This window comes from Galactobacter sp., assembly GCF_022712295.1.
Classification (GTDB): domain Bacteria; phylum Actinomycetota; class Actinomycetes; order Actinomycetales; family Micrococcaceae; genus Galactobacter.
On the sequence record NZ_JALAGT010000075.1, the window covers coordinates 1 to 13,751 of the forward strand.

General features: G+C 65.7%; 10 protein-coding genes. 4 read left to right on the plus strand and 6 right to left on the minus strand.

Annotation, left to right across the window (positions count from 1 at the left end; all coding sequences use genetic code 11):
- Positions 1 to 77: 77 nt before the first annotated feature.
- The 6 genes from Q0A15_RS05850 to Q0A15_RS05875 form a co-directional block, all read right to left on the minus strand.
- On the minus strand, positions 78 to 1,595 hold the full coding sequence (locus Q0A15_RS05850; protein WP_291278593.1) for an APC family permease: 1,518 nt from the start codon (positions 1,593 to 1,595) through the stop codon (positions 78 to 80).
- Between the two features lie 106 nt (positions 1,596 to 1,701).
- On the minus strand, positions 1,702 to 2,880 hold the full coding sequence (locus Q0A15_RS05855; protein ID WP_291278594.1) for a M20 family metallopeptidase: 1,179 nt from the start codon (positions 2,878 to 2,880) through the stop codon (positions 1,702 to 1,704).
- A 26-nt stretch (positions 2,881 to 2,906) separates the two neighbouring features.
- Entirely contained in the window at positions 2,907 to 3,581 is a 675-nt protein-coding gene (locus tag Q0A15_RS05860) for a DUF1028 domain-containing protein (protein WP_291278595.1), read from the minus strand.
- Complete coding sequence (locus tag Q0A15_RS05865; RefSeq protein WP_291278596.1) at positions 3,578 to 4,042, minus strand: RidA family protein; 465 nt, start codon at positions 4,040 to 4,042, stop codon at positions 3,578 to 3,580. Before Q0A15_RS05865 ends, Q0A15_RS05860 begins: the two co-directional genes overlap by 4 nt.
- Positions 4,039 to 5,325, minus strand: coding sequence for an NAD(P)/FAD-dependent oxidoreductase (locus Q0A15_RS05870; RefSeq protein ID WP_291278597.1), 1,287 nt, complete (start codon positions 5,323 to 5,325; stop codon positions 4,039 to 4,041). Before Q0A15_RS05870 ends, Q0A15_RS05865 begins: the two co-directional genes overlap by 4 nt.
- A 172-nt stretch (positions 5,326 to 5,497) precedes the next feature.
- A complete protein-coding gene (locus Q0A15_RS05875) occupies positions 5,498 to 6,418 on the minus strand; it encodes a LysR substrate-binding domain-containing protein (protein WP_291278598.1) in 921 nt (306 codons plus the stop codon).
- Positions 6,419 to 6,566: 148 nt separating this feature from the next.
- On the opposite strand from Q0A15_RS05875, the gene Q0A15_RS05880 reads away from it, so the two are divergent.
- From Q0A15_RS05880 to Q0A15_RS05895, 4 genes are all read left to right on the plus strand, one after another.
- Complete coding sequence (locus Q0A15_RS05880; protein ID WP_291278599.1) at positions 6,567 to 8,117, plus strand: cytosine permease; 1,551 nt, start codon at positions 6,567 to 6,569, stop codon at positions 8,115 to 8,117.
- Complete coding sequence (locus Q0A15_RS05885; RefSeq protein WP_291278600.1) at positions 8,114 to 9,649, plus strand: GMC oxidoreductase; 1,536 nt, start codon at positions 8,114 to 8,116, stop codon at positions 9,647 to 9,649. Before Q0A15_RS05880 ends, Q0A15_RS05885 begins: the two co-directional genes overlap by 4 nt.
- 356 nt (positions 9,650 to 10,005) lie before the next feature.
- On the plus strand, positions 10,006 to 12,150 hold the full coding sequence (gene betT, locus Q0A15_RS05890) for a choline BCCT transporter BetT (protein ID WP_291278601.1): 2,145 nt from the start codon (positions 10,006 to 10,008) through the stop codon (positions 12,148 to 12,150).
- Positions 12,151 to 12,208: 58 nt separating this feature from the next.
- Positions 12,209 to 13,675 (plus strand): aldehyde dehydrogenase family protein, encoded by a 1,467-nt coding sequence (locus Q0A15_RS05895; protein WP_291278602.1) that lies wholly within the window; start codon positions 12,209 to 12,211, stop codon positions 13,673 to 13,675.
- Positions 13,676 to 13,751: the final 76 nt, after the last annotated feature.

Below are 13,751 nucleotides of genomic sequence, written 5' to 3' on the forward strand. Positions count from 1 at the left end.
GCCGGTGGGCCAGTGGTTGACCGGGGGCAGGGTCAGTGGTTGACCGGGGGCAGGGTCAGCGGTTGACCGGTGCAGGGTCAGTGGTTGACCGGGGGCAGGTCCTCGGGGATGGAGGTCATCGCCGCGGTGTCGGGGGCGACGGAGACCGCACGGACCCGCTTACCGCGCCAGTAACCGACCAGGGCCAACACCACGAGGACCGCGAGGGTGCCCAGCGTGAGTCCCTGAGTGGCAAGCTGCGAGACATCACCGAAGTCGTACTCGAGCCCGAAGAGCGGCTCAAGCGTCCCGGGGAACACCGCCACCCATGAACCGAGCAGGATCCACAGGAAGCACAGCACGCCAAGGAAGGCAAAGAAGCCGTTGGACCCCGGAACCTTGAACGGCCGCTCTACGTCGGGGTGCTTGTAGCGCAGCTTGACGGCCGCCGGGATGATCAGCAGGTAGGAGAGCAAGAAGGTGGAGATGGAGATGTTCAGCACCACGCCAAAGGCACTCTCGGAGCCGCCCGTGAAGATCATGGCGGCGATCAGGAAGGCGGTGGAAACCGTCCCGGAGAGCAGGTTCAGGTTCACCGGGGTTCCAAGTCCCTTCTGGAACTTGCCGAAGAAGCCGCCGAAGAAGGCACCGTCTGCTGCGGCCAGAGCCTGCATGCGGTCGGACATGATCATCCAGGAGGCACCCTGGGAGGCCAGGATGACCACGAACATCAGGGCGGCGAGCCAGGTCATGGGCTCCGCAGCCGCACCGTAGACGGAGAACACGGACTGTATGGCATCCATCAGTCCGGCCACGCCGTTGATGGTGGAGGCAGGCAGCACCAGCAGCATCGCGAGGATGGGCAACAGGTAGCACAGTGCCGAGACCAGCCCGGACCGGGCGATGGAGGCCGGGATGTCCTTCTTGGGGTTCTTCATCTCACCGGAGGCGGAGTTGGAAGCCTCGAAGCCCAGGTAGGAGAAGAGCAGCAGCGGCGCCAGACCGAACAGCCCGCCCCACGTGGGGGCGAAGTCGGAGCCTGTCAGCGGCTGAACGCCGTTCTTGACGGCGTAGATGACAGTGGTGAGGATGAAGAAGCCCAAGAAGATGACCTTCAGGACGCCGCCCATGGTCGGCAGCCACTTGGCCTTGGCCAGGGAGAGGATCGCGGCGAGCACGGTGATCCAGATGAAGATGATCTTGAAGACCCAGTCCCCCACGGAACCGTGCGGGAGCGGGAACAGGAATGCGTTCACGGTCTCGGCGGCCAGGAACGCCATGGAACCGCCCACCCACACGGGCTGCGTGAACCAGGACAGGATCGAGGCCAGCGCGCCTGCCGGCCGGCCGAACGCACGGCGGACCCAGAGGTAGGCACCGCCCTCACCGATGAAGGTGGATCCGGTCTCGGCGAAGATCAGGGCGTACGGGACCAGGAAGAACACGGAGAGGATGAGCGTCCACGTGAACGTCTCTCCGCCGTAGCCTGCGGTCTCCGCGATCACTTCGATGCTGAGCACCGCGGACATCACCAGGAAGATGATGTCGAAGCGCCCCAGGGACTTCTTCAGATGGCCGGTTTCCTGTTGGGCCATCAGGGTCGAGTTCTCGCTCATGAGTTCGACCTCCTTACCAAGTTGGTGCAGATACCTGCTTGAGTTCTGTGATGGGGCGGCGTCGTTGCCTTCTGATGCCCGGCGGGTAATGCCCGACGGGCGGGGTTCAGTTCCTGGCTCGCGCCAGGGAGACCGCCGTGGCGGCCAGCGCCACGGCGCCGTCCAGGACCGCGCGCCTGGCGGCGTCGGTCATGGTGGCGTCGGCGAATTCGGCCTGGTGGTTCACGGCCGGAGCCGAATCGATGCCGAGGTAGGGGTGAATGGCAGGCACCACGTAGGACACGTTGCCCATGTCCGTGGAGGCGGAATTCATGCCGGTGCGGGAGCGGTCCTCCGGGTGGAGGTCGCGGCCCAATTGCGCGGAGGCGTCCACGAAGGTGGCCAGCAATTCCTCATCGGTGATGAAGTCCGCGTAGCGCCCCGAGGTCTCCTCGATGGTGAGTTCGCAGCCGGTGGCGGTGGCCCCGGCCTCGAAGCAGGCCACGACACGCTGGTACAGGGTCTCCAGCTCGTCCAGGGAGTCAGCACGGACGTACCACTTACCCGTGGCGGTGTCCGGGATGGCGTTGGGGGCGGTGCCCGCACTGGTGACGATGCCGTGGACCCGGGTTCCGGCAGGCAACTGCTGGCGCAGAAGTCCGATGGCCACCTGGGCCACCGTGAAGGCGTCGGCCGCGTTCACGCCGAGCCAGGGGTAGGCCGCCGCATGGGTGGCCTTGCCCTTGTACGTCACGTCGAAGTGGGCCACGGCGAAGGGTGCCGCCCAGGCCCGGTCGTCGGGCCCCGGGTGGATCATCATCGCGGCGTCCAGGCCATCGAAGACGCCCGCTTCGATCATCGGGATCTTTCCGCCGCCGCCCTCCTCTGCCGGGGTACCGATGACGCTCAACTGCAGCCCGGCCTCCTGCAGCAGCGGTGCGGCGCCGAGTGCCGCACCCACCGCCGCCGCGGAGATCAGGTTGTGCCCGCAGGCGTGTCCCAGGCCGGGGAGGGAGTCGTACTCCGCGACGATGCCGACACGGGTGGTGGCATCCGACGGTCCGGCTGTGGCCGTGAACGCCGTGGGCAGGTCGGCGACGCCCGTGACCACCCGGAAACCGGCCTCGGCCAGGGGAGCCGCCACGGCCGCGCTGGAACGGACCTCGGTCCACGCGGTTTCAGGGTGCTCGTAGAGGTCCTTGGCCAGCGCGAACAACGTGTCCGCCTGGGACTCCACGGTGGCGCGGATCCGCTGCAGATCTGCGGGGTCCAGTGGCGCGTGCGGCGAGGGTGCGGGCGTCGTCATCGGTTCAACTCACTCGTTGTCGGTTCTTATTCGTCGCCGGGCACGCCGTAGGAGGGCGCGTCGGTGGGGTCGATACCGCGGGTACGGTAGGCGGCCTTCTGCGGCATCCAGATGCCGAGCAGCCGTTCGAGTTCCGCAATGGGGTCGTCGTGATCGTCCACGCGCAGATCCGTGGTCAGCCACGGGACGTCGTCCACGACGCCCAGGCCGGCACTGCGCACGGGACCGGCCTCGCCGCCCTCGGCCAGACCGGCCTTCAGGCCGTCCAGCAGGCGGGCCTCGAAGGTGTCCGCCGTGGACTCGAGGTAGCCGTAGAGCACCTTGGCGGGAACCTCAGGGGTGGCCAGCATGTTGCCGGCGGCCACCGCCTGGTCCCCCTCGATGTCGGTGTGGATACCGAGGGCGTTGGGACCGGAGTGCAGGGCGGTGATGCCGTGGGAGTCCACCACGGTGACCTGCCGGTAGGCCGCGTGATCCTCCGTGGAGAGGACCTTGGACAGCGCCTCGGTGGCGTCCTCGCCACCCTGGAGGGCGTCCAGTACGGCCGGGCCGAGCGCCGGGTTGGTCACGTTCTGACTCGCCACGGCGCCCACTCCTGCACGCAGGTGCATGCAGCGAGAGGCCACTGCGGGCGACGAGGAGGAGACCACCATGCCGAACGCGCCCGTCTTGGGGTCACGTGCCACGAGGGAGAAGGTCATCGTTCGATCCCCTCGGCGTCCATGCGCGCCTCTACGGCCTTGCGCTCCGCCTCGGTCAGCACGGCGGTGGCATCGATCTCGACGTGCCACTCCGGACGGGCCAGCGTGGAGATGGTGAGACCGGTGGAGACCGGGTGAACGCCCTTGAGCCACTTGCCCATGGTGCGGTACACGGTCTCACGGAAGCGGATGTCCGTCAGGTAGATGGTCACCTTGACGATGTCCTCGATGGTGCCGCCGGCTTCCTCGACCAACATCTTGATGTTGGACATGGCCTTGTCGGTCTCCACCTCGATATCGCCTGCGCCCACGTTCTCACGGGTGTCCAGGTCCTGACCGATCTGCCCGCGGATGTAGACGACGCCACCGGCCACCACGGCCTGGCAGAGATCGTTGTCCAAGTTCTGTTCCGGATAGGTGTCCTTGGTGTTGAACGGACGGATCCGCAGGTGCTTGGTCACTTGGAGGCCTCCAGAGGGGTGGGACGGCCGGCATTGCCGGAGTATTCGGAGTAGTTGCGCTGGATGTCGATCTGGTCCGCGATGTACTTCGCGTCGTGCCAGGTGCCCCAGATGAAGCTGGAGCCACGGCGGGAGAGCCAGGGTAGGCCCAGGTAATAGATACCGGCCACCGGGGTCACGCCGCGGGCATGCAGCGGGCGACCCAGGTGGTCAACGACGCCGGGCACGTTGAGCCAGGAGTAGTCCACGCGGAAACCGGTGGCCCAGATGATGGTGGTGATACCGGCTGCGGCCAGATCCAGCTCGGAGAGCGGGTTCACCATGCAGTCCGGATCCGGCAGGAAGGTGCGGGCCTCCGGCTCCTCCGGCAGGTCCAGGCCGTTGGCCTCGATGTAGGCATCCGCCTCGTCCAGCACGGAGAGGTAGTTCTCGTCGCCTGCACGGACGTTGGCGACCAGGTCGTCGTTGAACGTGATGGTCCCGTCCACGAAGCCCTGCGTACGGCCGGTGAGGGTCACGCCGCGGTCGGCGAGTTCACGGAAGTCGATGGTATAGCCGTTGCGGAAGCCCGTGACGGCGATGGTGGTGTGCTCCTTGCCCGGGCCGGGCGTGGCCATCTCCCACTTGCCGAGGACACCGAGCCACCACACGTTGTCGCGGTCGCGGTAACGCCGCGGCGGACGGTCGTGCTGGCCGACGGAGAGGTAGACCTTGCGTCCTGCGGAGTTGAGCTCTTCCGCGATCTGAACACCGGATGAGCCGGCGCCGACCACGAGCACGCCACCCTCGGGCAGTTGCTCGGGGTTCTTGTAGGCGGAGGAATGCAGCTGAGTGACGGCGGCATCCTCCGGGACCACGTTCGGAACGGCCGGAATCTGGAACGGGCCGGTGGCCGCGATGACGAAGCGGGCCTCGTAGGTCTCTCCGCCCTTGGTGCGTACCTCGTAACCCTGGCGGTTCCAGAGCTTGGTGACGGACTCGACCTCGACGCCGGTCTTGATGGGGGCGTCGATCATCTCCGCGTAGTCCTGCATGTACTGCGCCACGCGGTCCTTGGGGACGAAGTCATCCTGCTCGTAGTCGTCGATCGTGGCACCGGGGAAGCGGTCGTGCCAGGCCGGACCGTTGGCGCACAGGGAATCCCAGCGCGCGGTGCGCCAGGCCTCAGCGATGCGGGCCTTCTCAAGCACCACGTGGCTCACGCCCGACTTGGACAGGTGCTCACTCATGGCGACGCCGGACTGCCCACCTCCGACCACGACGGCTTCGACCTGCGTCGACATCTGCTCTCCTTAGCTGGTGCTGCTGACCTCGACCCATCCGGTCTGAGGGTGTCCACGGAGGCGGGTGAACATGTGGCGCCCGTCTCCAGCCATGAGCATGGACGATAACCAGTGCAACACTCAAATAGGTTGATTCGCACAACCGCATCACCAAAACAGATGCAGTCGTGTGTCACACCTTCTGCAGGCGGGGAGCGATCTCCCGGATCAGCTCGGCGACGGCCAGCGCGCGAGCGCTGCGCCGCACCGAACGCAGGGAGGCCAAGACCAAAGGCAGGGCAGGCACGTCGCCCATCAGCGGCACCGTGGCGACCCTGGATCCGTCATACGTATACGGATGCGCGGGATGCAGATTCAGCACGGAGAAACCCTGCCCCCTCGCCACCAGCGCCCGAACCGTCTCGTAGTCCTTGGCCCTGTGCCGCACGTCCGGCTCCAACCCCGCCGCATCCAGCATCCCCAGGAAGTACTCCCGGGAGGAGGGCAGATCCAGCAGGACGAAACGTTCCTTGTGCAATTCCCTCAGGTGCACGGCATCGCGCTCGGCCAGCGGATGGTCGGCAGGCAGCACCACATGAGGGGCGATATCCCCAACGTTCTCCCTCGCGACCTCAGCCCCGAAACCGAAGTCGTAACCCACATGGAACTCGACCCGACCGCTGCGAAGGGCCTCGATCGCCTCACCCGCGTCGAACTCCTCGACCTGAATCTCCAGATGCGGGTGCCGCTCACGAGCCAGGGTGATCAACTGCGGCACCAAGAACGGGGAGATCGTGACGAAGCAGCCTATGCGGATGGTGCCGCGAACCTGATTGTCCACCCCACGCGCGGCATCCAAGGCGTCGTCGAGCCCACCGAGGAGGGAACGGACATCCCCCAAGAACTGCAACCCGGCAGAAGTGAGCACCAACCCCTTGGAGCGCTGCCGGATGAACAGTTGCGCGCCGACCTGCGACTCGAGCTGGGCGATCGCGGAGGACACCGCTGACTGCGCCACGAAGAAGTCCCGTGCGGTCTCGGTCATGCTCAGCCGCTCCGCCGCGCCGACGAAATAGCGCAATTGACTCAACGTGATCTCGGGTTTACGTGCCACGACCCCTACTCTCACGGTCACCGACGCAGCCCGCTCGTCACCTCTCTGTTCTGGAGGTGAAACAAACCGGACCGCATCTGTTTTCTTGATGCAGGGAACCATTCTTCCATGCTTGTGGTCCGGATCTCACCCGTTCACGCTGGTGCTCATGAGTTCTGCAGCACCACCAACCGACCCGCACCGCCGGCCCTCGACCCCGCCCACCGTCGAGGTGCGCACCATCGACCACGTTCCGGAGAACGAACGCCACGGCAAGGCCCGCGACCTGTTCACGGTGTGGTTCGGCTCCAACATCATGTTGCTGACCGTCGCCTCCGGCGTGGCATCCACAGTGGCCTTCGGCCTGCCCATCTGGGCCGCCGCGATCGCCCTGGTCATAGGGCATCTGGTGGGTGGCGTGGTCATGGCCCTGCATGCCGCGCAGGGACCCCAGATGGGTGTGCCGCAGATGCTGCAGACCAAGGCCCAGTTCGGCTCCTACGGTTCCCTGCTCGTGGTGATCATCGTGGTGCTGATGTACCTCGGATTCTTCGCCTCCAACATGGTGCTCGGTGGGCAGGCCATCTCCTACCTGTTCCATTGGAACGTCAAACCGTCCATCATCCTGATCGGTCTCATCTCGGTGATCGCCGCGATCGTGGGCTACAAACTCATCCACGCGCTGGCCGGACTCCTGAGCATCGTCTCCGGCGCCGTCTTGGTGCTGGCCTTCGTCTGGACCTTCGGCGTCAACGGCGTGCCGGAAACGGCCTTCTCCTCCGGCACCGTGACCATGGCAGGCTTCATGTCCACCGTGACGCTTGGCGCCGTGTGGCAGATCGCCTACGCCCCCTACGTCTCCGATTACACGCGCTACATGCCCAAGGGCACCGGCACGAAGCCCGCCTTCTGGGCCACCTACTCCGGCGCCGTGCTCGGTTCCCTCTTCCCCATGCTGCTGGGCGCCGTGGCCGGCGCGGCCATGGCGACCGATGACACCGTCGCCGCGATCAGCGGCGTCACCCACGGCATCGGCGGGCTGGTCGTCGCGGTCTTCGGCATCGCGATCGGCTGCACCAATGCCATGAACCTCTACTGCGGGTCGCTCTCCACCATCACGGTGGGCCAGACGTTCTTCCCGAAGTGGTTGCCGCAGGCCCGTGGCCGCGCAGTGGTGGCTTCCCTCCTCTTCCTCGCGGCTCTCGGCATGGCCCTGCTCGGTGCCGACAACTTCCTGACCTACTTCACCAACTTCATGACCCTGCTGATGTGCGCTCTCATCCCATGGACCGCAGTGAACCTGGTGGATTACTACCTGCTGCGCCACGGCGAGTACCACATCGGTTCCCTCTTCATGCGGGACGGCGGCCACTACGGCAAGGTCAACTACCCGGCCGTGATCTGCTACGTGGTAGGCATCCTGGTGCAGCTGCCCTTCATCGTCACTGCGATGTTCGAGGGCCCCCTCGCCAAGGCCATGAATCACACGGACATCTCCTGGATCGTGGGCCTCGTGATCGTCTGTCCGCTCTATTACCTCCTGATGCGCAAGAATTCCGGACTGAACACCGGCCCGCTGCAGCCCGGCCCTCCCACCGCGACCGTCTCGTCCGTGGGCGCCGTCGGCGCCACCATGCCCGACGCCGTGGCGACGGTCGTGGCCGAGCCGTCACCGACCGTCGGGCATGGGGCCGACGCGACGGAAGGCCCCACTGCATGAGCGGCGCCGACTACGTCGTGGTGGGCGGCGGGACCGCCGGTGCACTGCTCGCCACGAGACTCTCCGAGGACCCGGGCACGAGTGTGATCCTGGTCGAGGCCGGCCCGTCCGATGAACACGAGGACCGCGCCCGCACCCTGCGTCGGTGGGACGAGATGGTGGAGTCCGAGTACGACCTGGACTACCGCTCGGTGCCACAGGTCCGCGGGAACTCCGAGATCCGGCAAACACGTTCCCGGATCCTGGGTGGCTGCTCCACGACCAACACCATGATCGCGTGGACTCCCCTGGCAGCCGACCTGCAGGACTGGGTGGCCCGCGGCGCGGAGGGTTGGGGACCGGATGAGATCCTTCCCTACCGCGAACGGCTGCTCACTCCCATCCAACCGGTCGCTGACGCGGACCGGAACCAGTACGTGTCCGACGTCGTGGAAGCGGCCTGCGCTGCCCTGGACCTCCCGCTCAAACCGAGCGGCTGGGACGACGGCTCGCTGAACGCCGACGCCCGCGGCGCGGGCTTCTTCGACGTGGGATACACGCCGGAATCCAACCTGCGCTCGTCCACGTCCATCCACTACCTGCACCCGGCGCTGGCCCAACGCAGCAATCTGTCCGTGATCACCGACGTCGTGGTGACACGCATCGTCTTCGACGAGGCCGACGGCGATCCGGACTCGGTCCCGCGAGCCGTTGGCGTCCGACTGGCCGATGGTCGCGTACTCTCCGCCGAGCGCGAGGTCCTGGTCTGCGCCGGTGCCATCGATTCTCCGGCTCTCTTGCAGCGATCGGGCGTGGGCCCCGTGCCCGTCCTCCGCGCCGCAGGGGTGGACGTGGTCGCGGACCTACCCGGAGTGGGCGAGAACCTTCAGGATCACGCGGAGGGCCTGGTGGTCTGGGAGGCCACCCGATCCGTCCCGTCCACCCGCGCATCCGGATGGGACGCCGGCGCCATGCTCACGCTCGGAGATACCCCGGGAGCGCCGGATGTCCTGATGCATTTCCCTGTGGAGGCTTGGGCCGTCCACCCGGAGAATCACGGGTACTCGTTCCCCGAGCAGATCGTGTCGATCGCCCCGAACGTCGCCAAACCGTCTTCTCGCGGCCGGGTGTGGATCACCTCCCCGGATCCGGCCGTGGCGCCGTGTATCGACTACCGCTACTTCACGGACGCAGAAGGACACGACGAGTCCATACTCTTGGCAGGCGTGCGTGCCGCACGGCGTATCGCCGAGGCGGAGCCGATGGCCTCCTGGGTGGGTCGCGAGCTCTTCCCCGGTGCCGATGTGGTGACCGACGCGGAATTGTCGGAGGTGGAGCGGGCCAACCACCAGACGGTGTATCACGTCTCCTGCACCTGCAAGATGGGTTCAGACGATGATCCGATGGCCGTGCTGGACCCTCAGTTGCGGGTCCGCGGCGTCTCCGGATTGCGGGTCGTGGACGCCTCATCCATGCCGACCCTCACCGCCACCAATCCGGTGGTGACCATCATGATGGTGGCCGAGCGGGCGGCAGACCTGATTCGGGACTAGATCTTCAGTTCCAGAGAACATTGGAGAGCCTCGAGTCCACACTCCCCTGTGTGGAATCGAGGCTCTCCTGCGTCCGGGAGCCCACCGTCGGCGTGAATTGCCTCACCGCCCAAACCGACGATTTGCATTTGACTTGAATCTGCTGCAGAAGCCGTGAAAGCGCTGTCATTCGGCGGAAACCAAAAGCTGACCAGAACCGTATACCCTGTGACTCACGCAACATCGAAGCTCTACATCGCCCGCCGCCCCTTGCTATGGTCAAAGTGAAAGCTACCGCTGTGAGGTCGCACAAAGACGTACGGCGGTGGCACCTGAATCGCACTTCTGACCTCGACACGAATCGGCTTTCTTTCAAGATGACGAATCAGTCCCCAGACCATATGAATCCTCCGGGAACCAACGGCGTCCCGACCACCCTCCCACCACTGCAGCCACCCGCCGCCGCTCCGGCACCAAAACCCAACTGGGTGGTCTTCATCGGCTCAGGCATTCTCATCGTCCTCGTAGCGCTGTGGGCCATCATCCTGCCGGACAACGCAGGCAACGTGATCACCTCCATCACCTCGTGGATCAGCTCCAACCTTGGCTGGTACTACATCCTCACCGCTGGGTTGATGTTGGGCTTCGTCATCTTCCTGGCAGCCTCCAGGCACGGGGCCACCAAGTTGGGCCCCGATCACTCGAAGCCGCAGTTCTCCCTGTTCACCTGGACCTCCATGCTCTTCGCTGCGGGCATCGGCATCGACCTGATGTTCTTCTCCGTAGCTGAGCCGGTGACCCAGTACTACGCACCTCCCGCTGGTGACACCGAGAACATCGAGGCGGCCCGCCAGGCCATCGTGTGGACGCTCTTCCACTACGGTCCCATCGGCTGGGGCATGTACGCCCTCATGGGTGGCGCCTTCGCGTACTTCGCGTATCGCCGCAACATGCCCCTGTCCATCCGTGCCATCCTCACGCCGCTGTTCGGCAAGAAGTTGAACGGCTGGTTCGGGCACACCGTGGACATCGCGGCGGTCCTCGGCACCGTCTTCGGCATCGCCACCAGCCTGGGCATCGGCGTGGTGCAGCTCAACTACGGCCTGCACATCCTCTTCGGGATCAAGGAAGGCGTCGGCGCGCAGATCGGCCTCATCGTCCTCTCAGTTCTGATGGCCACCATGTCCACCGTGTCCGGCGTGGAGAAGGGTATTCGCCGCCTCTCCGAGCTCAACGTGGTCCTGGCCATCGTGCTGCTGGTCTGGGTCACCGTCACCGGTAAGACGCGCCAGCTGCTCGACCTGCTGATCATGAATGTGGGCGACTTCGTCTCGCGCTTCCCGCACACCGTCCTGGACACCTTCGGATGGGAACAGCCTGATGACTGGATGGCCGGCTGGACCCTGTTCTTCTGGGCATGGTGGATCGCCTGGGCGCCCTTCGTCGGCCTGTTCCTGGCCCGCATCTCCCGCGGCCGTACCCTGCGTCAGTTCATCACTGGCGTGTTGGTGATCCCGTTCCTGTTCATCGCCCTGTTCATCTCCATCTTCGGCAACGCGGCACTGCAACGGGTCATGGGTGGAGACGACAAGTTCGGGCAGGAGGCCATGAACGTCCCTGAGCACGGCTTCTACGACCTGCTCCAGGACTACCCGGCCGCGCCCTTCGTCGTCGGGCTGGCCACCGTGACCGGCCTGCTCTTCTACGTCACCAGCGCGGACTCCGGCGCCCTGGTTCTGGCCAACTTCACCTCCCGCATCACTGACTCCAAGCAGGAGGGGACCAAGGGCCTGAGGATCTTCTGGTCCGTGACCACCGGCCTGCTGACCCTGGCCATGCTGCTAGTGGGAGGCGTCTCAACGCTCCAAGGGGCCACCCTCATCATCGGGCTGCCGTTCTCCGTAGTCATGTACCTGGTGATGGTCTCCTTCTACCGAGCCCTGCGTTCGGAGGCAGCGCACGGCGACGGATACCGCTCAGCTGCGGCCAACAGACCCACCGGAGGGGGCAACTGGCGGCAACGGCTACGCCGCTCCACGGTCTTCCCCACCGCTGCCCAGACCCGCCGCTTCCTGGAGGCCACGGCGGAGCCCGCCCTGGCCGACGTCGTGGCCGAGTTGCGCCACAACGGCACCGATGCTTCCCTCACGCGTAAGCGGGAGGAAGGCACCGAACTGGACTGCCTGGTCCTGAGCGTCCACTACGAATCCGACGAGGACTTCAGCTATCAGGTGCATCCGGTGGCGCACGTCGTCCCATCCTTCGCCTACCGGAACCCCAACAGCGCGGAGAGCTACTACCGGCTCGAGGTGTTCACGGGAACGGGGTCCAAGGACTACGACATCTACGGGTACACCTCGGAGCAGCTCATCAGTGACGTGTTGGGCCATCTGGAGTCGCATCTGGAGTTCCTGCGCATCACCGAGGGCAACCCGGTGGCCACCATCTCGGAGAACGACGCACCCGTCACCGATTGGCACGAGGACTTCGAGAGCCCCGAGGACCACGAGGCCTCCAAGTGAAACGGCCAGTGAACCTACTTCTCCCCCATCAGTTCATAGTGCAAGGAGCATAAAGGACATGCCAGAGACCCTGTTCATCAATGGTCGTTGGGAGTCCGCCGTCAACGGTGGTACCCGAGACATCCACTGCCCGGCCAATGGCGAGTTCGTTGCGACCGTGGACGAGGCGAGTGAGGAGGACACCAACGCTGCGATTGCAGCCGCGCGTTCCGCGTTTGATTCCGGCGTTTGGTCCTCCGTCCCGGCGCCGCAGCGTGGTGACTTCCTCCTGAAGGTCGCCGAGCAGCTCAAGGAACGCAAGGACGAGTTCGCTCGTGCGGAGTCCCTTGATACCGGTAAGCGCTTCTACGAGTCGCAGCTGGACATGGATGACATCGCCGCTTGCTTCACCTACTTCGGCAAGCTGGCGGGCAACCAGGCCGGACGCATCGTGGACGCAGGCGACGCCAACGTCCTTTCCCGTATCGAGTACGAGCCCGTGGGCGTGTGCGCGCTGATCACACCGTGGAACTACCCGCTGCTGCAGGCTTCGTGGAAGATCGCTCCCGCCATCGCGGCGGGTAACTCCTTCGTGTTGAAGCCGGCGGAGCTGACCCCGCACACCGCGATCCTGATCATGGACGTGCTGGACAAGCTCGGCCTACCCGCCGGTGTGGCGAACCTGGTGCTCGGAGCAGGCAACACCGCAGGTGGCCCGCTCTCCACCCACCCGGATGTGGACATGGTCTCCTTCACCGGTGGCCTCGTCACCGGACGCAAGCTCGCGGCCAATGCTGCCGCCACGGTGAAGAAGGTTGCGCTGGAGCTGGGCGGTAAGAACCCCAACGTGGTCTTCGCCGACGCCGACTTCGACGCGGCCGTGGACAACGCCTTGAACGGTGCCTTCCTGGACTCCGGCCTGGTGTGCTCGGCCGGCTCCCGCCTGATCGTCGAGGAGTCCATCAAGGAGAAGTTCGTGGACGAGTTGGTTCGTCGGGCCAAGGGCATCACGCTCGGCGGCCCCTTCGACGACACGGCAGAGTCCGGTCCGCTGATCTCCGCCGCCCACCGGGAGAAGGTCGCCAACTACGTGCAGTCCGGTATCGATGAGGGCGCCACCCTGCTCTGTGGCGGCCGGTTCGGTCAGGGCGAGCTGGAGTCCGGGTTCTTCTACGAGCCCACCGTGCTGGACAACGTCCACCGTGGCATGAACGTGGTCGTCGAGGAGGGCTTCGGCCCGGTCATCACGGTGGAGACCTTCACCACGGAGGAGGAAGCCGTCGCGATCGCGAACGACACCATCTACGGTCTGGCCGGTGCGGTGTGGACCCAGGACGCAGGCCGCGGTCAGCGCATTGCCCGCCGGCTGCGTCACGGCACCATCTGGATCAACGACTACCACCCCTACCTGCCGCAGGCGGAGTGGGGCGGCTTCGGTCAGTCCGGTATCGGCCGCGAGCTCGGCCCCTCCGGTCTGGGCGAGTACGTGGAGGCCAAGCACATCTACCAGAACCTGGCCCCGGCCGTTTCCGGCTGGTTCGCCTGAGACACCACCACGGCGTGTGCAGGCACCGGTACCCAGCCCGCACACCCCCCCCCCCCCCCCCAGGGCCAAGAATCGA

Excerpts from the sequence above, each read along its gene's own strand:
- Q0A15_RS05850 (WP_291278593.1), bottom strand. The coding sequence starts at position 1,595 with ATGAGCGAGAACTCGACCCTGATGGCCCAACAGGAAACCGGCCATCTG.
- Q0A15_RS05855 (WP_291278594.1), bottom strand. The coding sequence starts at position 2,880 with ATGACGACGCCCGCACCCTCGCCGCACGCGCCACTGGACCCCGCAGAT.
- Q0A15_RS05860 (WP_291278595.1), bottom strand. The coding sequence starts at position 3,581 with ATGACCTTCTCCCTCGTGGCACGTGACCCCAAGACGGGCGCGTTCGGC.
- Q0A15_RS05870 (WP_291278597.1), bottom strand. The coding sequence starts at position 5,325 with ATGTCGACGCAGGTCGAAGCCGTCGTGGTCGGAGGTGGGCAGTCCGGC.
- Q0A15_RS05880 (WP_291278599.1), top strand. The coding sequence starts at position 6,567 with ATGAGTTCTGCAGCACCACCAACCGACCCGCACCGCCGGCCCTCGACC.
- Q0A15_RS05885 (WP_291278600.1), top strand. The coding sequence starts at position 8,114 with ATGAGCGGCGCCGACTACGTCGTGGTGGGCGGCGGGACCGCCGGTGCA.
- betT (WP_291278601.1), top strand. The coding sequence starts at position 10,006 with ATGACGAATCAGTCCCCAGACCATATGAATCCTCCGGGAACCAACGGC.
- Q0A15_RS05895 (WP_291278602.1), top strand. The coding sequence starts at position 12,209 with ATGCCAGAGACCCTGTTCATCAATGGTCGTTGGGAGTCCGCCGTCAAC.